Source organism: Rhodococcus sp. 1R11 (assembly GCF_004563845.1).
Lineage (GTDB): Bacteria > Actinomycetota > Actinomycetes > Mycobacteriales > Mycobacteriaceae > Rhodococcoides.
Map to the genome: position 1 here is coordinate 531,719 of NZ_SPNG01000002.1, position 25,019 is coordinate 556,737.

General features: G+C 64.7%; 21 protein-coding genes. 11 read left to right on the forward strand and 10 right to left on the reverse strand.

The window, feature by feature from the left end:
- Nucleotides 1-78: 78 nt before the first annotated feature.
- Nucleotides 79-585 carry a 2'-5' RNA ligase family protein gene (locus E4P29_RS05750; protein ID WP_135042639.1) on the reverse strand — a complete coding sequence of 169 codons (507 nt, stop codon included), beginning with the start codon at nucleotides 583-585 and terminating at the stop codon, nucleotides 79-81.
- Nucleotides 586-594: 9 nt separating this feature from the next.
- Here E4P29_RS05750 and E4P29_RS05755 point away from each other — a divergent pair, with 9 nt between their 5' ends.
- Nucleotides 595-1,692, forward strand: a complete 1,098-nt coding sequence (locus E4P29_RS05755) for an isocitrate/isopropylmalate family dehydrogenase (protein WP_135042783.1) — start codon at nucleotides 595-597, stop codon at nucleotides 1,690-1,692.
- A 12-nt stretch (nucleotides 1,693-1,704) separates the two neighbouring features.
- On the opposite strand, the gene E4P29_RS05760 is transcribed toward E4P29_RS05755, so the two are convergent.
- On the reverse strand, nucleotides 1,705-2,532 hold the full coding sequence (locus E4P29_RS05760; RefSeq protein ID WP_135042641.1) for a class I SAM-dependent methyltransferase: 828 nt from the start codon (nucleotides 2,530-2,532) through the stop codon (nucleotides 1,705-1,707).
- Nucleotides 2,533-2,746: 214 nt separating this feature from the next.
- Here E4P29_RS05760 and rpsA point away from each other — a divergent pair, with 214 nt between their 5' ends.
- The gene (rpsA, locus tag E4P29_RS05765; RefSeq protein WP_027497255.1) at nucleotides 2,747-4,225 is read left to right on the forward strand and encodes a 30S ribosomal protein S1; all 1,479 of its coding nucleotides are present in this window, start codon (nucleotides 2,747-2,749) and stop codon (nucleotides 4,223-4,225) included.
- Nucleotides 4,226-4,373: 148 nt separating this feature from the next.
- Here rpsA and E4P29_RS05770 read toward each other — a convergent pair whose 3' ends face one another.
- A complete protein-coding gene (locus tag E4P29_RS05770) occupies nucleotides 4,374-4,583 on the reverse strand; it encodes a hypothetical protein (protein WP_027497254.1) in 210 nt (69 codons plus the stop codon).
- 129 nt (nucleotides 4,584-4,712) lie between these two features.
- Between E4P29_RS05770 and coaE the strand changes: the two genes are divergently transcribed.
- A complete protein-coding gene (gene coaE / locus E4P29_RS05775; protein ID WP_135042643.1) occupies nucleotides 4,713-5,930 on the forward strand; it encodes a dephospho-CoA kinase in 1,218 nt (405 codons plus the stop codon).
- Between the two features lie 16 nt (nucleotides 5,931-5,946).
- Here coaE and E4P29_RS05780 read toward each other — a convergent pair whose 3' ends face one another.
- The gene (locus tag E4P29_RS05780) at nucleotides 5,947-6,492 is read right to left on the reverse strand and encodes a DUF402 domain-containing protein (protein ID WP_032365527.1); all 546 of its coding nucleotides are present in this window, start codon (nucleotides 6,490-6,492) and stop codon (nucleotides 5,947-5,949) included.
- Nucleotides 6,493-6,570: 78 nt separating this feature from the next.
- Here E4P29_RS05780 and uvrB point away from each other — a divergent pair, with 78 nt between their 5' ends.
- Together uvrB and E4P29_RS05790 are read left to right on the forward strand one after the other, a co-directional pair.
- On the forward strand, nucleotides 6,571-8,733 hold the full coding sequence (uvrB, locus tag E4P29_RS05785) for an excinuclease ABC subunit UvrB (RefSeq protein WP_027497251.1): 2,163 nt from the start codon (nucleotides 6,571-6,573) through the stop codon (nucleotides 8,731-8,733).
- 63 nt (nucleotides 8,734-8,796) lie between these two features.
- Nucleotides 8,797-9,663: a hypothetical protein gene (locus E4P29_RS05790; protein WP_135042645.1), complete on the forward strand. Its 867-nt coding sequence runs from the start codon at nucleotides 8,797-8,799 to the stop codon at nucleotides 9,661-9,663.
- Nucleotides 9,664-9,669: 6 nt separating this feature from the next.
- On the opposite strand, the gene E4P29_RS05795 is transcribed toward E4P29_RS05790, so the two are convergent.
- Nucleotides 9,670-10,527, reverse strand: coding sequence for an ABC transporter permease subunit (locus E4P29_RS05795; RefSeq protein ID WP_135042647.1), 858 nt, complete (start codon nucleotides 10,525-10,527; stop codon nucleotides 9,670-9,672).
- Nucleotides 10,524-13,394, reverse strand: a complete 2,871-nt coding sequence (locus E4P29_RS05800) for an alpha/beta fold hydrolase (RefSeq protein ID WP_135042649.1) — start codon at nucleotides 13,392-13,394, stop codon at nucleotides 10,524-10,526. Before E4P29_RS05800 ends, E4P29_RS05795 begins: the two co-directional genes overlap by 4 nt.
- Before the next feature lie 182 nt (nucleotides 13,395-13,576).
- Here E4P29_RS05800 and E4P29_RS05805 point away from each other — a divergent pair, with 182 nt between their 5' ends.
- Complete coding sequence (locus tag E4P29_RS05805; RefSeq protein WP_008715916.1) at nucleotides 13,577-14,029, forward strand: universal stress protein; 453 nt, start codon at nucleotides 13,577-13,579, stop codon at nucleotides 14,027-14,029.
- Nucleotides 14,030-14,107: 78 nt separating this feature from the next.
- On the opposite strand, the gene E4P29_RS05810 is transcribed toward E4P29_RS05805, so the two are convergent.
- The 3 genes from E4P29_RS05810 to E4P29_RS05820 form a co-directional block, all read right to left on the reverse strand.
- Nucleotides 14,108-16,429 (reverse strand): ATP-binding domain-containing protein, encoded by a 2,322-nt coding sequence (locus E4P29_RS05810; protein ID WP_135042651.1) that lies wholly within the window; start codon nucleotides 16,427-16,429, stop codon nucleotides 14,108-14,110.
- Nucleotides 16,430-16,575: 146 nt separating this feature from the next.
- Nucleotides 16,576-17,766 (reverse strand): DoxX family protein, encoded by a 1,191-nt coding sequence (locus E4P29_RS05815; RefSeq protein WP_135042653.1) that lies wholly within the window; start codon nucleotides 17,764-17,766, stop codon nucleotides 16,576-16,578.
- Nucleotides 17,767-17,906: 140 nt separating this feature from the next.
- On the reverse strand, nucleotides 17,907-18,596 hold the full coding sequence (locus E4P29_RS05820) for an MBL fold metallo-hydrolase (RefSeq protein ID WP_135042655.1): 690 nt from the start codon (nucleotides 18,594-18,596) through the stop codon (nucleotides 17,907-17,909).
- A 258-nt stretch (nucleotides 18,597-18,854) separates the two neighbouring features.
- Here E4P29_RS05820 and uvrA point away from each other — a divergent pair, with 258 nt between their 5' ends.
- Complete coding sequence (uvrA, locus tag E4P29_RS05825) at nucleotides 18,855-21,779, forward strand: excinuclease ABC subunit UvrA (RefSeq protein WP_032374518.1); 2,925 nt, start codon at nucleotides 18,855-18,857, stop codon at nucleotides 21,777-21,779.
- Nucleotides 21,780-21,857: 78 nt separating this feature from the next.
- Here the strand turns inward: uvrA and E4P29_RS05830 are convergent, their stop codons facing one another.
- The gene (locus E4P29_RS05830; protein ID WP_027497243.1) at nucleotides 21,858-22,238 is read right to left on the reverse strand and encodes a DUF1844 domain-containing protein; all 381 of its coding nucleotides are present in this window, start codon (nucleotides 22,236-22,238) and stop codon (nucleotides 21,858-21,860) included.
- A gap of 403 nt (nucleotides 22,239-22,641) precedes the next feature.
- On the opposite strand from E4P29_RS05830, the gene infC reads away from it, so the two are divergent.
- From infC to E4P29_RS05850, 4 genes are all read left to right on the forward strand, one after another.
- On the forward strand, nucleotides 22,642-23,358 hold the full coding sequence (gene infC, locus E4P29_RS05835; protein ID WP_032365534.1) for a translation initiation factor IF-3: 717 nt from the start codon (nucleotides 22,642-22,644) through the stop codon (nucleotides 23,356-23,358).
- Nucleotides 23,359-23,473: 115 nt separating this feature from the next.
- Complete coding sequence (rpmI, locus tag E4P29_RS05840) at nucleotides 23,474-23,668, forward strand: 50S ribosomal protein L35 (RefSeq protein WP_008715923.1); 195 nt, start codon at nucleotides 23,474-23,476, stop codon at nucleotides 23,666-23,668.
- A gap of 86 nt (nucleotides 23,669-23,754) precedes the next feature.
- Entirely contained in the window at nucleotides 23,755-24,144 is a 390-nt protein-coding gene (rplT, locus tag E4P29_RS05845) for a 50S ribosomal protein L20 (RefSeq protein WP_008715924.1), read from the forward strand.
- Nucleotides 24,145-24,182: 38 nt separating this feature from the next.
- Complete coding sequence (locus tag E4P29_RS05850; protein ID WP_135042657.1) at nucleotides 24,183-24,989, forward strand: RNA methyltransferase; 807 nt, start codon at nucleotides 24,183-24,185, stop codon at nucleotides 24,987-24,989.
- Nucleotides 24,990-25,019: the final 30 nt, after the last annotated feature.

Consider the following 25,019-nt stretch of genomic DNA (forward strand, 5'->3'; position numbering starts at 1 on the left):
GTCGCTGTCGGCCGCACGCCGGATACACATGGGGAGGTGACCCAATTCGGAGACTTCCGGTTCTGACAGGCCCGATGGTCAGCCGATGCGCCATTCGCACTTGTTGCCACCGTCCCATCGACGCAAGGCAACGGCAGCGCCGATCAGGTCGTCCAGGTGCGGGCACAGCAGGCGGGTCGCGGCACCGGCTTCGTCGGGTGTCAACCGCCGGGCCAGCGTCACGTGCGGCGTCCAATGCCCGATGGCGACATTGTCGAACGAGCCCGGGCCTACGGCGGCATGCATCCGAGCATGCAGGTCGAGCAGCTCGACGCTCGGCACGACCAGACGGGCCAGGGTGGCGGTCCGGCCACCGAATACGACGAGGCCGCCGAGACGAACATCGAACGGGTCGAAACGCACGGCCGTACCGGAATCGACGGACGCGGGCATGGACGACGCCACCGAGACGGTGATGTGCGGACGATTCGACTCGCCCCGATGACGGTTCTGGCTCGGCAGGCCGGCATCGGAGAGTGCCGCCCACTCGCGGCGAACCGCAGTATCGAGCCCCGAGTCGAGGAGGAGTTCGGCGGACTGCACCATGTAGTCATGATGGCGCAGACGGACGGACGAGATGCACCGACATTACGAATCGGGGCCATGACCGGCGACGGCATCGGCCACGAGATCGTCCCCGCAACGATCCGGGTGGTGGACGCAGCTCTGGCCGCAGTGCACGGTCCCGTCGTCGATTGGCAGCACCTGCCGCTGGGGTTGGGTGCTGTCGACGAGCGCGGAACGCCGATGCCCGAGCACACGTTGAACGAGCTCGGCAGGCTCGAGGCGTGGATTCTCGGGCCTCACGACAGCGCGTCGTACCCCGAGCCGTTCCGATCTCAGCTGACTCCGGGGGGACGAATTCGCAAGCATTTCGATCTGTTCGCCAACGTCCGTCCGGCAAAGGCCCTTCCCGGAGTGCGCGCGATGTCGCCGCAGATGGACCTGGTGGTGGTGCGGGAGAACACCGAGGGTTTCTACGCCGACCGCAACATGTTCGTCGGCAGTGGCGAGTTCATGCCCACGCCCGACGTAGCGCTCGCAGTGGGAGTGTTCACCCGTTCGGCGTGCGAACGCATCGCCCGTGAGGCCTTCTCGCTCGCAGACCGGCGGCGGAGGAAGGTGACGATCGTGCACAAGACCAATGTGCTCTCGTTGACGACGGGGTTGTTTCGCGATGCCTGCCGGTCCGTCGGCGAGGAGTTTCCGCAGGTCGACATCACCGAAGAACACGTGGACGCCCTCGCGGCGCATCTGGTGCGACGCGGTGAGGACTACGACGTCATCGTGGCCGAGAACATGTTCGGCGACATCCTGTCCGACCTGACCGGAGAGCTGTCCGGCTCGCTCGGTACGGCACCGTCGATCAACTCCTCGCGTACCCAGGCCATGGCGCAGGCCTCACACGGCTCCGCCCCGGATATCGCAGGCAAGAATCGCGCCAACCCGACGGCGCTGTTTCTGTCGGCCGCGATGCTGCTCGAGTGGCTCGCCGATCGGCACGGGGACGAACGGCTCGCCGCCGCAGCCGGCCGGATTCGGCACGCCGTGGACGACACCGTCGAATCCGGGGTCGCGACAGCGGACCTCGGCGGGCAGGCGTCGACCAGCGCCTTCACCGAGACCGTCGAAGCCAGGGTGCACCGGCGCTGATCGACTACGGACTCACCATGGTTTTCGACTACTGAAGATCGCGGTGCCGGGAAACAGCTGGCCGCGCAGTGGGCTCCACTGACCCCACTCGCGGTCGAGCCACTCCGGCCAATCCGGCTCGACGATGTCGCGAACCTCGAGACCTGCGGCGACCAGCTCGCGCACGCGATCACCGATCGTGCGGTGATGTTCGACGTAGTTGGGGGTCCCGTCGGCGTCGTACTCGACGTACGGGGTTCGATCGAAGTACGGAATCGTCGCGGTCAGGCCGCCTACCCCGGGATCGTCGGGGAACACCCAGCGCATCGGATGGTTGACCGCGAACACCCAGATGCCGCCCGGCCGCAGTACCCGCGCCACTTCCTTCATCACATTGGCGGAGTCCGCGACGAACGGAACCGCACCGAAGGCCGAGCACACGATGTCGAACCGCTCGTCGGCGAACGGTAGGGACTCGGCACTGGCCTGCACCAGCGGAACCGTCGACCCGCCCGCGGTCATCGCGTCGACGCCGCGCTGCAACATGCCCATCGAGATGTCGAGGCCGATGGCGCGCGCCCCCTGAGTCCCGAGCCAGCGGGCGCAGGGTGCGCTGCCGCAGCCCACCTCGAGAATGTCCTTGCCCGCGACGTTACCCAGCAGGTGCACGTCGCCCTCGTGCAGTCCCTCCGGGCACCAGACGAACTCTCCGGATTCGGTCGACGCGCCCAGAAACGCGCCGTGCGTACGGTGATAGTTGTCGGCATCCGAATCCCACCAGGTTCGACTCGCGCGGTCGCTCGCTACCGAATCGATTCGGCCGCGGCCGGGGGTGGACGACGGTGCGGAAGGATCGGTCACACGCCGACTCTAACCGGGTTTGTGCTGGTACTGCGGCATCGCGTACCCTGATCAACGCGAGTGTGTTCATGCTGCGCCCAGGTCGGGTTCGCCCGGCGTCGACGCGTGCGGAGCCGGCAACGGATCCGCGGAAGATGCTCGTGCTGCACACGTTTCACAAGTCCGACCGAACATCCATCAACCGATACCCAACCCGTCCGGAGCAACTCAACACATGCCCTCAACCACAACCTCACCGCAGGTAGCCGTCAACGATATCGGCTCCGCAGAGGATTTTCTCGCAGCCATCGACGCAACGATCAAGTACTTCAACGATGGTGACATCGTCGAAGGCACCATCGTCAAGGTCGATCGCGACGAGGTTCTACTCGACATCGGTTACAAGACCGAAGGCGTCATCCCTTCCCGCGAGCTCTCCATCAAGCACGACGTCGACCCCAACGAGGTCGTCTCCGTGGGAGATGAGATCGAAGCACTCGTCCTCACCAAGGAGGACAAGGAAGGCCGTCTGATCCTGTCCAAGAAGCGAGCTCAGTACGAGCGCGCTTGGGGCACGATCGAGGAGCTCAAGGAGAAGGACGAGGCCGTCAAGGGCACCGTCATCGAGGTCGTCAAGGGTGGACTCATCCTCGACATCGGTCTCCGTGGCTTCCTCCCCGCCTCGCTCGTCGAGATGCGTCGCGTCCGCGACCTCCAGCCGTACGTCGGCAAGGAGATCGAGGCCAAGATCATCGAGCTCGACAAGAACCGCAACAATGTGGTCCTGTCGCGTCGCGCATGGCTCGAGCAGACCCAGTCCGAGGTCCGCAGCGAGTTCCTGCATCAGCTGCAGAAGGGCCAGGTCCGCAAGGGCGTCGTGTCCTCCATCGTCAACTTCGGTGCCTTCGTGGACCTGGGTGGCGTCGACGGCCTGGTGCACGTCTCCGAGCTGTCCTGGAAGCACATCGATCACCCGTCCGAGGTTGTCGAGGTCGGCACCGAGGTCACCGTCGAGGTTCTCGACGTCGACCTGGACCGCGAGCGTGTGTCGCTGTCGCTCAAGGCAACGCAGGAAGATCCGTGGCGCCAGTTCGCTCGCACCCACGCGATCGGCCAGATCGTGCCCGGCAAGGTCACCAAGCTCGTTCCGTTCGGTGCGTTCGTTCGCGTCGAAGAGGGCATCGAGGGCCTCGTGCACATCTCCGAGTTGGCCGAGCGCCACGTGGAGGTTCCGGACCAGGTCGTGGGTGTCGGCGACGACGCACTTGTCAAGGTCATCGACATCGATCTCGAGCGTCGCCGGATTTCGTTGAGCCTCAAGCAGGCCAACGAGGACTACGCAGAAGAGTTCGATCCGTCCAAGTACGGCATGGCCGACTCGTACGACGAGGGTGGCAACTACATCTTCCCCGAGGGCTTCGACTCCGAGACCAACGAATGGCTCGAAGGTTACGAGAAGCAGCGTGAAGAGTGGGAAGGTCGCTACGCCGAGGCCGAGCGTCGCCACAAGATGCACACCGCTCAGATGGAGAAGACGGCCAAGGACGAAGCTGCCGAAGCCGCCAACACCAACTACTCCTCCGAGTCGGGTCAGGCTCCCGCCGATGCAGAAGGCGATGCTCCCGCAGCGTCGGCTCCGGCATCGACCGGTGGATCGCTGGCCAGCGATGCGCAGCTCGCTGCACTTCGCGAGAAGCTGTCGGGCAACGCCTGATAGAAGTAGTCCACCCGTGAGGGTGTGACCTCAGCCCCGGTTCTCCCTGTGAGAACCGGGGCTTTCTCGTTCGAATACGCATGTGCAACGGAAACGACAATGGACCCGGTTCTGGTGAACCGGGTCCAAGGTTGAGGGGGAGTGCGAACTACGCGGCGGTGGCTGGACTCCACTGGCCGACGCTCGCCGTGCGCTTACGCATCGTGGCGAAGCTGTGGCGGGCGGGGGTCAGGAGGTTGGTGAACCAGTTACGCCGATGGTCGGCCAGCGCCGAGGCAACTTCTGGAATGAGAATGCAGTGAACGCCTGCATCCATGCCGAGGCGGTGCCGACCCGGTTGGATCTGATTGCTTTGCATGGGTGTCCTTTTCGCTGGCGGTGGGTCGGCACATCGAGGTCGCGCTCGTCGAAGATAACCGACAGGCTCGCAAAACCGGTGCATTTGGGGCTGGTGGGCTTCGGCGTGTTCGAGTGTCAGACTGGACGCATGCTGAGACTGGGACTGACCGGCGGAATTGGTGCCGGCAAATCGACCGTGGCGAAAGTGCTGACCGAACTCGGGGGAGTGCTCGTCGACTCGGACGTTCTTGCCCGCGAAGTGGTGGAGCCGGGAACGCCTGGGCTGCAACAACTGACGGACACCTTCGGTACCGAGATACTGGCGCCCGACGGGTCACTCGATCGGCCGGCCTTGGCCGCCAAGGCTTTCGGCGACGAGGAGTCGCGAAAGAAGCTCAATGCCATCGTGCATCCATTGGTCGGACAGCGCACTACCGAGATCATCGAGGGTGCGGCCGCGGATGCCGTGGTGGTGCAAGATATTCCACTCCTCGTCGAAGGCTCGATGGGTCCGTTCTTCCATCTGGTCGTCGTCGTCTGGGTCGACGCCGAGGAACGAGTACGCCGGCTGACCGGCCAACGAAACATGCCCGAGGCCGATGCCCGCGCGCGCATCGCCGCGCAGGCGACCGACGATGCGCGCCGAGCTGCTGCAGATGTGTGGATCGACAACACGGGTGCGCCCGGCAGCGTCGACGATCAGGTACGAAACTTGTGGAACGAGCGCGTGATTCCTTTCGAGCGCAACCTCAGAGAGGGCATTGTCGCCCGGACGCATCCGGAACTCGTGACTGCAGACCCGGCCTGGGAATCCCAGGCGCGCCGGATGATCGCGCGCCTTGCTCTCGCGTGTGGGGACAAGGCGGTTCGGATCGACCACGTCGGATCGACGGCGGTACCCGGACTCGACGCCAAGGACGTGCTCGACATCCAGATCACGGTGCGCTCGCTGGCCGACGCCGATTCGGTCGGCGAACAGTTGCGCGTCGCCGGGTTCCCCGGCGTCGAGTCCAGTGACTTCGACGATCCGAAGCCCGCGTACGGAGTGGGTGGTGAGGCCGATCCGGCCGTGTGGGGCAAGCGTTTTCACGGCAACGCAGACCCCGGCCGACCGGCCAACGTTCATGTTCGAGTCGACGGTTGGCCGAACCAGACGTTCGCCCCGTTGTTCCGTGATTGGCTCCGGGCGGACGCGGCTGTCGCGACGGAATACGCCGCGATCAAGCGGCGTGCTTCCGAAGCCGCCGCCGGAATCACCGACTACCGCTCGGCGATCGAGGCATACGAGAACGCAAAAGCACCGTGGTTCGACGTGGCGTATCGGCGGGCGTGGCAGTGGGCGGAGGAGACGAACTGGACTGTCTGAGGCAGAGCTGTGCGCGTCAGGCCGGTTTGCCGTTCCATTCCGTCGGCATTCCGACCGACGCGAGCCAGGCGTTGAGGTCGTAATCGTGCCGCGTCAGTCCTTCGATGGCCGCGATCGATCGGGACAGCGCCCGCTCGGCCGTCGGGGTGTCCAGATGCTGCGCCACGCGCGCGTCGAACAGTTCGTCGACGTCCAGCAGGTCGTAGTCGCGGCCGGTGCGAACGCTGAGGTCGAGATAGTGATCGACCGAGGTCCATCGGCTGGCCCCGGCGGTGTACTCGCCGATGTCGACGTAGTAGTCCTGGTCCCTTGCATGCGCGGGCAGGTAGTGGAACACCGAGGCCCGGAGCCCGAGAGCAGGCAGTAGCCAGGACTCCAGGTAGTCGAAGTGGGCATGATCGGAAGGCCGGGCCATGTACAGCCCCCACGGCTCGACGCGGTATTCGTCGACCACGCGAACGAACCCCTTGGGGTCGACGTTGGTCTTGGCGACCAGGTCGAACGTCTCGTGTTTCGGGGCATGAACGACGGTGTGCGCACCGGCTGACGTGTGAGCGACCATGCCTGTAGAAGCTACCGGGAACAGACCTCCGAGGTCTCTCCGACGGAACTTGTCGGTGGTCGCGTCTACGCTTGTGTAATGGCGTTTGCATCCGAACATCCCGTTGTCGCGCACTCCGAACACCGTCCGGTGGGAGCGATCGAGCGCACCGGACCGGCGTTCGAGGTCGTCAGCGAACACGTTCCGGCCGGTGATCAGCCGACCGCCATCGCAGAACTCGAACGTCGGATCAAGGCGGACGAGAAGGACGTCGTGCTTCTCGGTGCCACCGGTACCGGTAAGTCGGCCACCACCGCCTGGCTGATCGAGAAACTGCAGCGCCCCACCCTGGTGATGGCACCGAACAAGACTCTCGCAGCGCAGTTGGCGAACGAGCTGCGAGACATGTTGCCCAACAACGCAGTCGAGTACTTCGTGTCGTACTACGACTACTACCAGCCCGAGGCGTACATCGCGCAGACCGATACGTACATCGAGAAGGACTCGTCCATCAACGACGACGTCGAGCGTCTGCGGCACTCGGCGACGGCATCCCTGCTCTCTCGCCGAGACGTGGTCGTGGTGGCGTCGGTGTCGTGCATCTACGGTCTCGGTACCCCGCAGTCGTACGTCGATCGGTCGATCGAGCTCGAGGTCAACGTCGAGGTTCAGCGCGATGCGCTGCTCCGGCTTCTGGTCGACGTGCAGTACACGCGCAACGACATGGCGTTCACCCGCGGATCGTTCCGAGTCCGCGGCGATACCGTGGAGATCATTCCGTCGTACGAGGAACTCGCTATTCGCATCGAGTTCTTCGGTGACGAGATCGAGGCGCTGTACTACCTGCATCCGCTGACGGGCGACATCGTTCGCCAGGTCGATTCGGTGCGCATCTTCCCGGCCACCCACTACGTGGCCGGACCGGAGCGCATGGAACGGGCGGTCAAGGACATCGAGGCCGAGCTCGAGGCGCGCCTGGCGGAGCTCGAAGGCAAGGGAAAGCTGCTCGAGGCGCAGCGGCTCCGGATGCGCACGCAATACGACCTGGAAATGATCAAGCAGGTCGGCTTCTGCTCCGGAATCGAGAACTACTCGCGGCACATAGACGGTCGCGGGGCCGGCACCGCACCCGCGACCCTGATCGACTACTTCCCCGAGGACTTCCTACTCGTCATCGACGAATCCCACGTCACCGTCCCGCAGATCGGCGCGATGTACGAGGGCGACATGTCGCGCAAGCGAAACCTGGTCGATTTCGGGTTCCGGTTGCCTTCCGCGACGGACAACCGGCCGCTGACGTGGGAAGAGTTCACACAGAGGATCGGCCAGACCGTCTACCTGTCCGCCACTCCCGGCAAGTACGAACTGGGGCAGACCGGCGGCGAGTTCGTCGAGCAGGTCATTCGTCCTACCGGCCTCGTCGATCCGAAGGTCGTCATCAAACCGACCAAGGGGCAGATCGACGACCTCGTGCACCAAATTCGCGAGCGTGCCGAGAAGGACGAACGAGTTCTCGTCACCACCTTGACCAAGAAGATGTCGGAGGACCTGACCGACTATCTGCTCGAGCTGGGCATCCGCGTCCGGTACCTGCACTCCGACATCGATACGTTGCGCCGAGTCGAGCTGCTGCGTCAGCTTCGGCTGGGTGAGTACGACGTCCTGGTCGGCATCAACCTGCTCAGGGAGGGCCTCGACCTCCCCGAGGTGTCATTGGTTGCCATTCTCGACGCGGACAAGGAGGGATTCCTCCGCAGCGGCACCAGCCTCATTCAGACGATCGGCCGCGCCGCTCGAAACGTCTCCGGTGAAGTGCACATGTACGCCGACAAGATGACCGACTCCATGACGTACGCGATCGAGGAGACCGAACGTCGGCGCGAGAAGCAGATCGCCTACAACAAGGAGCGGGGAGTCGATCCGCAACCGCTGCGCAAGAAGATCGCCGACATTCTCGATCAGGTGTATCAGGAGGCAGAGGACACCGATACGGCCGTCGAAGTGGGTGGCTCGGGTCGGAACGCCAGCCGTGGTCGGCGAGCGCAGGGCGAAGCAGGCAGGTCGGTCAGCTCCGGCGTGTACGAGGGGCAGGATGTCTCGTCGATGCCGCGCGCCGAGCTGGCCGACCTGATCAAGAACATGACCGATCAGATGATGAACGCTGCCCGCGAGTTGAAGTTCGAGCTGGCCGGTCGACTGCGCGACGAGATCCAGGACTTGAAGAAGGAGCTTCGGGGCATGGACGCGGCCGGCCTCAAGTAGGTCGGGCGGGGGTGCGAGTCGAGCCTGCGGAACGATCCGAAATGGTTCGGTTACGGTTCAGTGATGGACGCAACCACCGCCGGCCGCACCTCTCGTGCACTCGAACTGATCCACTCGATGACCTACTTCCTGCCGGAGACGCAGGACGCTCTCGTTGCTGCTGGGTTACCGCCACGGGCCTGCTATTTCGCCGGTCGTGCAGCACCTCTCGGGCAGGTCGGTGCAGGTGTCGTGACAGCCACGTTCTACAACTTCAACCGCGATCTGATCAGCCCGCTGGTTCCGGCAGCCTGGGCCATCGCCTCTCCCGACGAGATCATGGCAATCCGTTACGCCACACTCGACACCGCATTCGAGCGTCTGTTGGGCTCCGAGACGTTGGCGTCCCCGGATATGGCCGAAGCTGCCGACCTCGCATCGATCGCTGCGCGTGGAATCCCAGGAGACGACGGTCGGCCGCTGTACGCCGCCTACGCCGAACTCGACTGGCCGCAAGCGCCGCACCTCGTGTTGTGGCACGCTCTCACCCTGATCCGCGAATACCGCGGCGACGGCCACATTGCCGCACTGCAGACGGCGGGGTTGAACGGCCTGGACGCGCTGATCACCCACACCGCCACCGGGTACGGCTTCGAGAAGGAATTCGCGCGCAAGCGTCGTGGATGGTCGACCGAGCAGTGGAACGAAGCCGTGGGGTCCTTGGCCGATCGTGAATTGTTGACGGCCGACGGCGCTTTGACTCAGGACGGGAAAGATCTCCGCACGTTGGTCGAGGACATCACCAACGACCTCGCCGTCGCGCCGTGGGCCGCCCTCGGCGAGGACGGTGCAGCTCGGCTGGTTTCGCTCGCGACGCCGTGGCGTGAGTCGATCGTCGGCCAGGGCACCATTCCCGAGGGCGTCTTCGGGCCAGCAATCAAAAAGAAGTAGGCCGCCTCAGCTGGTGATGTCCTTGGTGGCGAATCGTCTCCACGCGATCAGCCCGAAGACCGCCGCGTAGGTGATGGCCGAGAACGATCCGACCACCATGTCGTTCCAGTCGATGTTCGTGCCGAAGGCGTCGATCCACGAGTTCGCGTAGTGCCCGGGCAGATAGTTGCGCAGCGACCCCAATGCCGTGATCTGATCGAGGATCTGCATCAGAATCGACGTCATGACCGCGCCGCCGACGGCCCCGAGAGGGGCGTCGGTGAGCACCGACAGCAACATGGCGAGACCCGCTACCCACAGCAGATTGACACCGATGTAGGTGACCGCAATCAGTAGTCGCACCAGGGAAGTGCCGTACGACAGTCCTTCACCCAGCGGCGTGACCAGTGATTCGGCGCCGTACATCACCGTCCCGATCAGCAGGGACACTCCGACCAGCACCAGAATGGCGGCGCTGGACAACGTGGCCGAGACGAGTGCCTTCTGGGTCAACAGCCGACTTCGAGGAACCGGGATGGCGAGCAGGTAGCGCAGGCTCGACCACGATGCCTCGCTCGCAACGGAGTCACCGAAGAACAGCGCCACCACGACGATGAGCAGAAATCCGACGGACATGAACAGGGCGAAGACGGTGAAGTTCATGCCGCCTCGCGTGCCGAGCTCGATGAGCCCACCGGCGTCGGAGTCGGCGCTGGAACTACCCACCGTGAAGGCGACGACCAGGATCACCGGCAGCAGGGCGAGAAAACCGATGGCGAGCTGAGTGCGTCGCCGGCCCAACTGTCGGCGCAGTTCGGTACGAAACGGCAGGGTGCGGCCACCGCTGTAGCCCGCTGCGCGGCCGTCTGCGTGCGTTGTACTCATGAGCGGTCCTCGCTGGAGTCGGTCTCGTGAACGACTGTGCCTGGGGTATCTCGATGAACGAGGTCGAGGAACACGTCCTCGAGTCGGGTGGACTGGGAGAAGCCGCGGACCGACACTCCCGCGGTGACGAGTTCCCTGATGACGACGGCGGAATCGGCGTCGGTCAGGTCGACGGTCACCGTGCCGTCGTCGACGACAACCGCACCGCCATGGCCGGCGGCCTCGAGTACCGACTGGGCGCGGCCGGCGTCGTCGACCCGGATCTCGGTCTGCCCGCCGGCCGCTGTCAGCTCGCGGACGGTGCCCGAGCTGATCACGGAGCCACGGTTCATGACCACGACGTGCGTGCACGTCTGTTCCACTTCGGCGAGGAGGTGGCTCGAGACCAACACGGTGCGCCCCGTCTTCGCATAGTTGATCAGCACGTCACGCATGGTTCGGATCTGTGGCGGGTCGAGGCCGTTGGTCGGCTCGTCCAACACCATGAGATCGGGCAGACCCAGCATGGCCTGTGCGATTGCCAGTCGCTGACGCATGCCTTGGCTGTAGGACTTGACCTTGCGTTCGATCGCAGCGCCGAGGTCTGCGATCTCGAGTGCCTCGTCGAGGTGAGCGTCTTCGATCGGTCGCCCAGTCGCCTCCCAGTACAGCCGCAGGTTCTGGGTGCCGGTCAGGTGCGGAAGAAAGCCGGAACCCTCTACGAAGGAGCCGAGCCGCGACAACACCGGGGCACCGGGTGTGACCTTGTGGCCGAAGACTCGGATGTCGCCGCCGGTAGGGGTGATCAGACCCATCAGCATGCGCAACGTGGTGGTCTTTCCGGCACCGTTCGGTCCGAGCAGTCCGAGTACCTGCCCCTGTTTCACCTCGAAGCTGACGCCGTCCACGGCACGAAACCCGTTCGAGTACGTCTTGGCCAGGTCGGTGATCACCAGGGGAGTGTCGACCAGAGCCTCGTCGACCTCGGCCACCGTGCGGCGTCTGGTGCGCAGGATCGTCGCCACGACGATGCACCCGACCACCAGGACGACCACGCCGATTCCGATCAGTGGAGCGACGGGCACCGTGCTGTTCGCGCTCGCTACCGCGGGAACCGTCGGCAACGCGACGGACGTGTTCGCCATGGTCACGCTGAATTGTGCGGGCTCCAACGGGACGGCGTATGCCTGATCGGTGGTGGAGACGCTGAGTTCGAGACGATGACCCTGCTGGACGGTGTAACTGATTCCCGGGAGGGCGACGGTGACGTCGACGGGATCGATGCTCCCGGTGTCGGGCAGTCGGATGGCCGACACAGCGCCGCCGGGAAGGGTGCGTGTGCCGTTCGGGGCGACGTCGTACAGTTTCGCGAACAGTACGGCCTGGCCGGGCCCGGCGAGGGACGCCACCCGGAGATCGACCCTCGGCGCGCCGGTGATCGTCAGTGACGAGTCGACGGGTTCGCTCGTGAAGATCGCCGATTGCCCCGGAAGGTCCGCAGTCAGCGCTGCACCTGCGCCGGTCGATCCGAGCGTCGACAACACCGAACCCAGGCCGGGGACGGACGAGATGGCCGACGGCGACGCACCGGGCGGACGAATGATCGCCCCGTCCTCCGAGGCGGGGGTGAAGGTCACCGTATTCGTCTGTGTGGGTTCGGAGTTCGGGGTCAGGCCTGGGTAGTCGGGAGCCGTCATCCGACGATTGCGTTCGCCTCTTCGCTCGTCGGCTGCGCGCTGCGTCGAGTACACGAACGGAGCGTTCCCTGAGGTCGAGGAATCGGTGGCGCCGCGCAGCGTCCGGTCGAAGAAGTCCGCGACGGCTCGATCCGACGCTCCGTTCGTGCCACCGGCATCGTGCCCACCGTCGAACCACCGTACGGTCACGTCACCGCCAGCGTCTGCGATCTGACGAGCCGTCGCGTCGGCCTGGTCGAGACCGAACAGAGTGTCCTGGGTGCCCTGTAGGAGAAGCGTCGGAGCCGTGATGTTCGACGCCACCGCGACGGGCGAGTGGGCAGTCAGCAGATCGAGCAGCGGCTGGCTGGGGATGCCGGTCACTGCGGATTGTGCGTAGGCGTCGCAGAATTCCTGGGCGAATCTGCCGCACGCGGATGCGCCACCTCCATCGTTTCCACCACCGTTGCCGTCGGTGGAACTGCCGGGCGCAGCGCTGGAGGCCCCCGCTCCGAAGAAGACCCCGGCCCAGCCACGTTTGAGGACTCCGGGTCCGCCGTATTCGGCACCGGCCGGGGAGTCGATGTTTCCGAGCGCTTCTCGACCTGCGGACGAGGTGACGCCGAAGTTGGGGAACAGGGCCTGGCCCAGGTCGTTCCAGGTGATGGCAGCGGCCACCGAGTCCACACGCGGGTCTGTTCCGCCTGCGCTGAGGGCCAGTGCCCCGCCGTACGATCCGCCTGCTACGCCGACGTGGGGATCACCAGGAGCGTCGAGTTGTACTTCGGGCTGTTCGGCCAGCCAGTCGATCAGGCCGCGGGCATCGGCGACCTCGCGATCGGGGTCGTTGATGGAGATGGAACCCGTGCTGTCACCGAAGCCGCGCGCGGTGTAGGCGAGAACCACGTATCCGCGCGCGGCGAGATCACGAGCTTCGCCGTCGACCGAGTCCTTGCTGCCGCCGAAGCCGTGCGCGAGCAACACAGCCGGAGCGGGGGTGGACTCGGGAATGTAGAGCCGGGTGTCGAGGTCGACGGTCTCCGTCGAACCGGGGCTGTCCGGTAGCGTGATGCGCGCGTCACGCGTAGCAGTGTCGGCTTCGCGTCCCTGGGGGAGGAATGCGAATGCGAGGGCGGCCACGATCGCGATCGAGATCGCGACGGCACCGAGAACGAGGGCCCGTCTCGACAACGGCGGGCGGGGGATCGGCATGCAAACCAATGTATGTGAGTGGCGCGGATCGTGTTGTTCCCCAAGTTCACGTGCCGATCGTCGACTTCCGGCTACTGTCAGCGCATCAGTCCCCGGACCACGACTTTCGGTCCTGTGACTTGCACCAATCCAGTTCGACCAGAAGTGTCACATCTGTGTGTGACCGACAAATGGAGGAATGAATGAGCGCCTACCGCACCGTCGTCGTCGGAACCGATGGCTCCGAATCGTCACTGCGGGCAGTGGAGAAGGCCGCGGCTCTGGCGGGAGATGCCGATGCCACCCTGGTGATCGCGTGTGCTTACTACCCGGCCGATCCGAAAGACACCTCTGCCGCCGCCGACGCACTCCGCGAGGACGCCTACCAGATCACCGGTTCGGCACCGACGCGCGAAATCCTGCGCACCGCCCGAGAGCACGCCACCAAGGCCGGCGCGAAGAACATCGAGGAGAAGCCGATCGTCGGAGCGCCCGTCGAGTCCCTCCTGGCACTCGTGGACGAGGTCAAGGGCGATCTACTCGTCGTCGGCAACCGTGGGCTGAACTCGCTGACCGGTCGCTTGCTCGGTTCGGTTCCGTCCGACGCGGCCCGCAAGTCGACCTGTGACGTGCTGATCGTCCATACCGTCCGCTGATTTTCTCGTAGTACGACAATCGGCCCGCCCCGTCGAAGATGACGGGGCGGGCCGACTGTTCTCGTCAGACTGTTCTCGTCAGACCTCGGCGTCGAAGGGCTGCAGGGCCTCGAGCTCCTGGGGCAGAGGATCCACATGGACGACGCCGAGTCGCTGGGTTGCTCGGGTCAGGGCCACGTAGAGGTCGTTCATACCCTTGACGGACTCCGCAACGATCGCGCTCGGCTCGACGATGAGCACCGAGTCGAACTCGAGCCCTTTCGCGTCCTTGACCGTCGACACGGTCACCACATCCGACGCCAGGTGCCGGAGTTGGGAGACGAGTTCGGAGGGAACGAGCACTGCGCTCAGGCCGGGACGAGGGTGGTCGGCCACTCGCTTCTCGACCGTGGTCACCAGATCTGCTGCGGCTACGCGTTGAGCCCACGGCTCTACGCCGGTGCTGCGAATGGATCGCGGTTCGGACTGCTCCGGATCGATCGCCGCGAGCACGTCGTGCGCCACGGTCATGATCTCCGACGGCGTTCGGTAGTTGACCGTCAGTTCGGTGAGCTTCCAGCGTTGAGCCACATAGGGTTCGAGCACCGATCCCCAGGACGAGGTTCCGGCCGGATCACCGGTCTGCGCGGTGTCACCCACCAGTGTCATCCACCGATTGGGGATGCGCCGCATCACCATTCGCCACGCCATCGCCGACAGCTCTTGTGCCTCGTCCACGATCACGTGCCCGTAGGTCCAGGTACGGTCGCCGGCGGCGCGTTCGGCGGTGGTGAGTCGCTGACCCGAATTCTGGCGTCGCGCAAGCTGATCGGCGTCGATCAGGTCGTACGCCATCAGAATTTCCGGGTCCAGTTCGTCCTCGAGGTCCTGTGGAGCAGACCCGGTCAGGATGTCCAGCGCGCCCTGGGCATCGGCGATCTGGCCACGCCACTGACGCTGAGCCTGTTCACGTTCGGCAGCATCGTCGACGCCGAGCAGCTCGGCGAGCTCGTCGAGCAGCGGGGCGTCCGCGGACGAGAAACCGTGGCCGCGGCGCAGCAGCGACTCACGCTCCGACTCGTCCAGCGCAAGTGCGGCCGACGCGATCTTCTCCGGTGATGCGAGCAGGTCTCGAAGAACCTGCTGGGGCGACAGATCCGGCCACAACTCGTCTATCGCAGCCATCACGTCGTGGTCCTCGCGCATCTCGTCCCGCATGTCCGCGATGTCGTCGGCGCTGAGCAAACTCGATCCGTCCACCACGTTCTGGCCGAGTTTCGCGGCCAGCTGATTGGCCAACTGGTCGATGACCGAGGACACGAACAGAGGTCGAGCCAAGTTGTGCGGTCGCCGGGAGGACCGGGCGCGGCCGCGGGCACGCGTGACAATCTTTCGATCGAGGGTGATGTCGTAGGTGTCGAATTTCAGCCGGCGCGGTTGTGCGGGCACCTCCTGGCGATCACGCACCGCTCGAGTCAATACGTCGACCATCGACAGTCTGCCCTTGACCTCGGTTGCCAGAGCCGAATCCTCACGCTGCGCACGGACTCCGGGGTACAGATCGCCGATCGTCGACAGCAATACCCCGGTTTCGCCCAGCGACGGCAGCACCTGGCCGATGTAGTCGAGGAACGTGGCGTTGGGCCCGATGATGAGGACACCGCTCTTGCCGAGTTGTTGACGGTACGTGTACAGCAGATACGCAGCTCGGTGCAGTGCCACGGCGGTCTTGCCGGTGCCCGGTCCGCCCTGAACCACCAGGACACTGCGATGCTGCGAGCGGATGATTGCGTCCTGCTCGCTCTGGATCGTTTCGACGATGTCGTTCATCTGACCGGTTCGCGCTGCATCGAGAGCGGACAGCAGCGCACCCTCGCTGGCGACGCCACCCGCAACAGCGGCATCGTTGGACGACTGCGCGGAATTGAGGTCCAGGAACTCGTCGGCAATGGCGGTCACCTTGCGTCCGCGGGTACGGATGTGCCTGCGGCGCAACACGTTTTCGGGAGCTGCCGGTGTCGCCAGATAGAACGGACGGGCCATGGGAGCTCGCCAGTCCAGCAGTAGTGTCTCGTAATCGTTCTTGTCGTCGAGGATTCCGACACGGCCGATGTAACGCTCGGGGCGGTCGTCGACTTTTGGATCGAGGGTGTCCGGATCGAGGTCGATGCGTCCGAAGCAGAGCCCGTTCTCGGCTGCGTCGTACTTGGCGATGTCCTCGGTGTACATCTGGTTGAAGGATTCGCGCTCGCTTCGGGCCTGCGGTGTTCCGCCGGTCTCGAGCAGCACGGCGCGAAGTCGGTTTGCCGCATACTCGCGCAGCGAATCGAGCTGCGTGTACAAGCGCGTCAGGTGCGCCTGTTCGAGGTCTTCCTCGATGGGTGCACCGGGATCGTTCGATGTGTGGCCGTCGTCCGGCAAAGGTTCTCCTCGGGAGTTCGGCCGAGGCGAAAATATCGCCTCGAAATCAGCCAAAGTAGTCTACGCCGCAGAACGGCCCTGCCGCAGAACCGCGAGTTCTGGGACAGGGCCGTGCGCGCGAACGACGTCGAGTGTCGTGGGTAGACCTACTTCGCGTACTGCTGGAGCTTCTTGTCCAAGTTCTTTTGCGCCTTGGCAACTCGCTTCTCGAGCTTGGCCCGAGCCTGCTCGGTGGCCTTCTCGAGTTCCTTGCTCTGCTTCTTCGCCCGCTTACGAGCGCGCTTACCGAGCGTGTCGACCCGATCCGACGCGATGTCGGCCCACGTGGCACCGCGCTTCTGAGCCTCGTCGGCCAGAACGGCTCCCTTTTCGGCGGCGAGATCGGCGAGCTTCGATCCGCGCTTCTGCGCTACATCAGCCAGTTCGCTCCGGCGGTCGGCGGCGACGTCGACCAACTTCGAGCCCCGCTTCTGGGCCAACTCGGCCCAATCCGAGCCGCGGTGCGCGGCCTTGTCGGCGAGCTTCGATCCGCGCTTCTGCGCCTCTTCGGCCAAGTCGCTTCCGCGGTCGGCAGCAAGCTCGGCCAGCTTCGAGCCCCGCTTCTGGGCCTCCTCTGCCAGCTCCGAACCCTTGTCGGCGGCGATATGAGCCCACCGGTTCAGAGCGGGCTGCGCGACCTCTGCCAGCTCCGAGCCCTTCTCGCCGGCGATGTCGGCGAACTTGGCCAGCTTGGGCTGGGCGGCGTCGGCGAGCTTGGCCAGCTTCGGCTGTGCGGCATCGGCCAGATCGGCACCCCGGCTCGCTGCGATCGAGGCAATTTCCTTGACGCGTTCCCCGGTGTCGTGAGTGGTGTGACCGGGCAGCGCAGAGACCACAGATTCCTGTGCGCGACGTGCCGCGCGCTTGCTACGCCATGCGACGGAGGGCTTGCCCTCGGTGTCGACAGCCGCGATCAGCAGTCCGCCGAGGAGGCTGAGGTTCTTGAAGAAGTGGATGCGTTGCGCAGCCTTGGTCTCCGGGTCGGTTTCGTTCCAGAACGCGTGTCCGGCCAGCGTCGTCGGAACCAGGCTTCCAGCCAGAGCGAGCGATGCGATACGCGGTGCCTTGCCGGTGGCCAACAGAATGCCGCCGGCGACCTGGATACCGCCGTTGATCCGAACCAACGTCTCGGGATCGGTCGGCACGTTCGCGGTGACCTCGTTGGGCAGAGCGTCCTTGCTCTGCTCGATCAGCGGAGCGGCTGCCTTCGCCCTACCGGCGGGATTACGAAGTGCATCGACGCCCCCGGAGATGAAAATCGTAGACATCAGCGGACGGGCGATACGGCGGACCAGCATTGACAGCCTCCTGCGTAGTTTCTCGTGTCATGGCGGTTGTACGTGCGAACTCGCACCGAAAGTCGTTCGAAATCACCGGTGCGCGCACTTTTGTCACACTCTTCATACCCCGTGTTTCACGGTCTCAAGCACGTGCGGCGTCACCAGCCGCGTTCGCGCCATTCCGCCAGGTGTGGCCGCTCGTCACCGAGGGTGGTGTCCTTGCCGTGCCCGGGGTAGACGACGGTGTCGTCGGCGAAACGGTCGAACAATTTGGAGCTCACGTCGTCGAGCAGATGGGTGAAGTCCTCTGGGCCGTTGGTTTTGCCGACGCCTCCGGGGAACAGGGAATCACCGGTGAAGAGGTGCGTCGTCGTGCCCTCGGCGTCGGTCAGCGCGAGCGCTATCGAGCCCGGAGTGTGACCGGTCAGATGCACCACATCGAACGTGAGCTCTCCCACCGACACCGTGTCGTGGTCGGCAAGAAGACGGTCCGGAGCTACCGGCAGCGGTTCTGCGTCCAGCTCGTGGGCCGCGGTGGGGGAGTCGGTGCCACCGGCGATATCGGCCAGCGCCTGCCAGTGGTCGGCATGCTGATGTGTGGTGACGATCAGAGACAGCGTCGGTGCGTTCTCGTCGAGAAGCAGTGAGATGCGGTCGGCCTCGTTGGCGGCGTCTATCAGCAGGGAATGGCCCGTTGCGGAACAGACGACCAGGTAGGTGTTGTTGTCCATGGGGCCGACCGACATCTTGGTGATCGTGGCTCCAGGTATCGTCCGCCGCTGCGGGGGTGAACCCTGTACGACGACGCCGGTGTAATTGTCGTCGATGACCATGAGGTGCTCGTCCATTTCGAGGACGCTACCGTCGGCAGCAACGACGGGAGCGCCGGGGTCACGCTCGTGGAAAAGTGTGTCGGTACCTGGACCTACCATTGCTATGAGGTGAGGTTCGTCCCTCACCTCGACAGGTTTTCGACGTGGAGTCCTCGGCTACACGGCGTGTGATCGGTGCATCGGCACCACGCGTCATCACCGACTCGACGTCGGACAATGCTGCGTCGAGCAGCAACACGGCTCGACGTGCTCGTGAGAAAAGAAGGGAACACAGTGGCGGATCGCCTGATAGTGCGAGGTGCACGAGAGCACAACTTGAGGGGGGTCGATATCGACCTACCCCGGGACGCGCTGATCGTGTTCACCGGTTTGTCCGGTTCGGGCAAGTCGTCTCTCGCCTTCGACACGATCTTCGCCGAAGGCCAGCGTCGCTACGTGGAGTCGCTGTCCGCATACGCCCGGCAGTTCCTCGGTCAGATGGACAAGCCCGACGTCGACTTCATCGAAGGCCTGTCGCCCGCGGTCTCGATCGATCAGAAGTCGACCAACCGCAACCCTCGGTCCACCGTGGGCACTATTACCGAGGTCTACGACTACCTACGGTTGCTCTACGCCAGGGCGGGCACTGCGCATTGCCCGGTGTGCGGCGAGCAGATCGCCAAGCAGACTCCACAGCAGATCGTCGATCAGGTTCTCGACATGGAGGAGGGCCTCAAATTCCAAGTCCTCGCGCCGGTGGTCCGAACCCGTAAGGGAGAGTTCGTCGACCTGTTCGACTCGCTCAATACTCAGGGCTACTCACGCGTGCGCGTCGACGGTGTCGTCCACCAGCTCAGTAGCCCGCCGGTGTTGAAGAAGCAGGAAAAGCACGACATCGAGGTTGTCGTCGACCGACTCACCGTCAAGTCCAGCTCGAAGCAGCGGCTCACCGACTCGGTGGAGACCGCGCTGCGCCTGGCGGACGGCATAGTGGTTCTCGACTTCGTCGACCGTGAGGAGAACGCCCCCGATCGGGAGCGTCGTTTCTCGGAGAAGCTCGCGTGTCCCAACGGCCACCCGCTGTCCATCGACGACCTCGAACCGCGATCGTTCTCGTTCAACTCGCCTTACGGCGCCTGCCCCGACTGTGTCGGGCTCGGCGTGCGCAAGGAGGTCGATCCCGAGCTGGTGGTGCCCGACGGTGATCTGAGTCTGGCCGACGGTGCCATCGCACCCTGGTCGATGGGACAGACGTCGGAGTACTTCGGCCGCCTGCTGTCCGGACTCGCCGACGCCATGGGCTTCGATCTGCACGCTCCGTGGAACAAGCTGCCGGCGAAGGTCAAGCGAGCCGTCCTGGAGGGCAGCGACCACCAGGTGCACGTGAAGTACAAGAACCGGTACGGCCGCACCCGGTCGTACTACGCCGAGTTCGAGGGCGTCATGCCCTTCCTGCACCGCCGCCTCGAGCAGACCGAATCCGAACAGATGAAGGAACGCTACGACGGCTACATGCGCGACGTTCCGTGCCCCACCTGCAACGGAGCCAGGCTGCGTCCGGAAATTCTGTCGGTCACCATCGCGGCGGGTGATTTCGGGCCGAAGTCGATCGCCGAAGTGTGTGAACTCTCGATCGCCGACACGGCCGACTTCCTCAACAGTCTCACCCTGGGCCGACGCGAGGAAGCGATTGCGGGCCAGGTCCTCAAGGAAGTTCAGGCTCGACTCGGCTTCCTACTGGACGTGGGTCTCGAATACCTGTCGTTGGCGCGCACCGCAGGCTCGCTGTCCGGCGGCGAGGCGCAGCGTATTCGGCTCGCCACCCAGATCGGCTCCGGCCTCGTCGGCGTGCTCTACGTACTCGACGAGCCGTCCATCGGACTGCATCAGCGAGACAACCGTCGGCTCATCGACACACTGACGCGACTGCGCGATCTCGGCAACACGTTGATAGTCGTCGAGCACGACGAGGACACCATCCGTACCTCGGACTGGGTCGTCGATATCGGACCGTTGGCAGGCGAGCACGGCGGACGCGTCGTACACAGCGGTTCTTACGCAGACCTGCTGACCAACGACGAATCGCTCACAGGTGCGTATCTGTCGGGTCGCATGGAGATCCCGTTGCCGGATACCCGCCGCGTGGTCGACAAGAAGCGACAGGTCACCGTCGTGGGTGCCCGCGAACACAACCTTCAGGGAATCGACGTCAGCTTCCCTCTCGGTGTTCTGACGTCGGTCACCGGTGTCTCGGGCTCGGGTAAGTCGACACTGGTCAACGACATCCTCGCGACCGTGATGGCCAACAAGCTCAACGGTGCCCGTCAGGTTCCCGGTCGGCACACCCGGATCAACGGCCTGGACCAATTGGACAAGCTGGTTCGCGTCGACCAGTCACCGATCGGTCGCACGCCCCGGTCCAATGCCGCGACGTACACCGGGGTGTTCGACAAGATCCGTACGTTGTTCGCGGCCACCACCGAGGCCAAGGTTCGCGGGTATCAGCCCGGGCGATTCTCGTTCAACGTCAAGGGCGGTCGGTGCGAGGCGTGCTCGGGAGACGGCACGTTGAAGATCGAGATGAACTTCCTGCCCGACGTGTACGTCCCGTGCGAGGTGTGCGAGGGCGCTCGCTACAACCGCGAGACACTCGAGGTGCACTACAAGGGCAAGACCATCGCCGAGGTCCTGGATATGCCGATCGAGGAGGCCGCGGACTTCTTCGAGGCCATCACCTCGATTCACCGGTACCTGAAGACACTCGTCGAGGTCGGACTCGGCTACGTCCGCCTGGGGCAACCGGCGACGACGCTGTCCGGCGGCGAAGCTCAGCGTGTGAAGCTCGCAGCCGAGTTGCAGAAGCGTTCCACCGGCCGCACCGTCTACATTCTGGACGAGCCGACCACGGGCCTGCACTTCGAGGACATCCGCAAATTGCTCGGCGTGGTGAACGGACTCGTCGACAAGGGGAACACCGTGATCGTCATCGAGCACAATCTCGATGTCATCAAGGTCTCCGACTGGGTCATCGACATGGGGCCCGAAGGTGGTTCGGGCGGCGGAACGGTTGTAGCACAAGGTAATCCAGAAGCCGTGGCGGCGGTACCCGAGAGCTACACCGGAAAATTCTTGCAGGAGGCGCTCTCCCGCGAGGTAGTGGCGTCCACGCCGAAGGCGGCCCCGAAGAAGCGTCGGGCTCGTAAGGTCGCTGCGGTCTGACGCGAACACATATACGACGAAGCCGCATCCGGATTGCCGGATGCGGCTTCGTCTGTAGATGGGGGTGGGTGCGCTTGTTCAGTGCACCGGGCCGGTGTATTTCTCACCGGGACCGAGTCCTGGCTCGTCCGGGTGTGCGGAGGCTTCCCGGAACGCGCGTTGCAGTGCCTGGAGTCCGTCGCGAATCGGTCCGGCGTGAGGACCCAGGTACTCGACCGACGCGGTGACCAAGCCGGCGAGGGCGGTGATGACGCGTCGGGCTTCGTCGAGATCGAGGTAAGGGCTCTCCGCGGGATCGGGCTCGGACAGACCCAGCTTCTCGGCCGCGGAACTCATCAGCATCACCGCTGCGCGGCTGATGACCTCGACCGCGGGAACCTCGGCGAGTTCCCGGACTTCTTGCTCGATGCCGGTGGGGTCGGTGCCTGCGGGATCGGCGGGCGTGGATGAACTGGTCATAGCTACGAGAATCCCACGCCGCGTGTTCCGTCGGTGGGATCGGGTGTCGACGGAGTGCACTCTGTCGGCGCGATTGCCGGTTTCGGCTCTCTGCTGGTAGTCTTACTCGACGACCGTCTTCGGCGTGCGCTCCTCGATGGAGTTCACCGCATGAAGGCAGCAAGTGGAGCCCGACTCCCACCGGTACGTGATCCGAATGGATCGCTTCCGGTCCGGTCGCACGAAGGAGTCCCAGCGGGGGTTCCGGAGTGCTTCCTCCCCGCGAGGAGACTGTACGACGCGCTATGTCGTGCAGTTCGACCGGTCGACATCGGGCCCTGCTGTCGGTACTGACCGACTGCAGGGTTTTTTCGTTTTCGGCGTTCGTTCGCCGAGCGTGATGTCGAGGTTCGAGGGCGACGGGCTGTGTAAGTGGCAGGCGGTCGGGTTACACACCACACCGCACTACCTAGGAGGCCCCATCAGCACTGAGACCCGCATCAACGATCGCATCCGAGTTCCCGAGGTCCGTCTTGTCGGACCGGGCGGTGAACAGGTGGGAATCGTGCGTGTTGAAGATGCACTCCGCTTGGCTCTCGAAGCCGACCTCGATCTTGTCGAAGTAGCTCCCGACGCACGTCCGCCGGTCTGCAAGATCATGGACTACGGGAAGTTCAAGTACGAGGCTGCGCAGAAGGCGCGCGAATCGCGCAAGAACCAGACGCTCACCGTCATCAAGGAGCAGAAGCTCCGCCCCAAGATCGACGCGCACGACTACGAGACCAAGAAGCGCAACGTGGTTCGCTTCCTCGAAGCCGGCTCGAAGGTCAAGGTCACCATCATGTTCCGTGGTCGCGAGCAGTCGCGCCCCGAGCTGGGTTTCCGTTTGTTGCAGCGCCTGGGTGCCGATGTCGCGGAACTCGGTTTCGTGGAGACGTCGGCCAAGCAGGACGGCCGCAACATGACCATGGTCCTGGCTCCGCACAAGGGTGCCAAGACTCGCGTGAAGGCTCAGGAAAGCGCTGCCGCGCCGCCTGCGCAACGCGCACCGGCCCCCGCGCCGGAACAACCCGCCGCAGCAGCTCCGGCTGCCGAGGCACCGGCCGCAGCAGCTCCGGCTACTCCGGCTCAGACCAACTGAGCTTCGCGCTCTACCAGTAAGACAGTCCCGCACCCGCCTCGGTGCGCAGTCCGTTCCGAGGCGCTGCGTGGCTGTGCCATGCACCACTAAGAGCTATTACAGAACAGAGGATTTCATGCCCAAGCAGAAGACGCACAGTGGTGCCAAGAAGCGATTCAAGGTGTCCGGCAGCGGCAAGATCCTGCGCCAGAAGGCCGGCCGTCGCCACCTGCTCGAGCACAAGCCCACCAAGGTGACTCGTCGCCTCGATGGTGTCGCCGTTGTCAAGAAGGCCGACGTGCCTCGGATCAAGCGCCTGCTCGGCATCTGATCCGGCTCGCCGCCGACTGATTTCGGTCGGCTTCATCCCATTACCATTCGGGGTTTCACACGCCCCCAGATCGACAGGATTCACCAGTGGCACGCGTAAAAAGGGCCGTCAACGCCCAGAAGAAGCGCCGTTCGATTCTCGAAGCGTCCAAGGGCTACCGCGGACAGCGCTCACGTCTGTACACCAAGGCCAAGGAGCAGCAGCTCCACTCGCTCACCTACGCCTATCGGGACCGCCGCGCGCGCAAGGGTGACTTCCGCAAGCTGTGGATCACGCGTATCAACGCTGCAGCGCGGGCCAACGACATCACCTACAACCGCTTCGTCCAGGGCCTGAAGGCCGCGGGCGTCGAGGTGGACCGCAAGATCCTCGCCGAGCTCGCTGTGTCCGATGCCGAGGCATTCGCCGGCTTGGTCGCCATCGCCAAGGCTGCATTGCCTGCCGATGTCAACGCTCCTGCTGGAGAAGCAGCCTGAGCGAGTCGCCGCACGACGATTCAACTCCGAAACGACCCGTGGATTCGCTGACCGAGCGAACTCCGCGGGTCGTTTCGGCCGTCAAGCTCGCTCGCGCTGCAGAGCGCAAGAAGACGGGACTGTTCCTGGCCGAGGGCTTCAACGCGGTGTCCGAGGCTGCTCGGTTCGGTTCGGTCCGAGAGCTGTTCTTCACCGCGGACGCCTTCGACCGATACGAGAGCCTCATTGCCTCCGTCGAGGCCGTTGGAGCACGGGTGTTTCCGATCACCGATCGGGCCGCGAAGGCGTTGTCCGACACTGTCACTCCGCAGGGCCTGATCGCAGTCACCGAGTTGGTCGACGTCCCGATCGACCGTGCGTTGGCCGGAACACCGCGGCTGGTGGCCGTTCCTGTGGAAATGGCCGAGCCTGGTAATGCCGGCACGATCATTCGTGTCGCCGACGCCGCGGGGGCCGATTCGGTGGTCCTGCTCGGCGACTCCGTCGACCCTCACAACGGCAAATGCGTGCGGGCCTCGGCCGGCAGCGTCTTTCATCTCCCCATCGCGCGGGAGCGCTCGATCGAGGGCGGCGTCGACGCACTGCGCCGTGCAGGACTGACGGTCGTGGCGACCGCCGCCGACGGCGAAGTCGACCTGGACGACGCAGACGAGCTGCTCGAGCAGCCGACTGCGTGGTTGTTCGGCAACGAGGCCCACGGTTTGTCCCTCCCCGTTGCCCAAGCTGCCGATCACCGGATCAGAATTCCCATCCACGGTCGGGCGGAGAGTCTGAACCTGGCGACCGCCGCGGCACTGTGTCTCTACGCGAGCGCCCGTGTTCGACGACGGTCGGCGAACCCGTGAATACGGTCGCCTAGGATCGTTACCACTCTG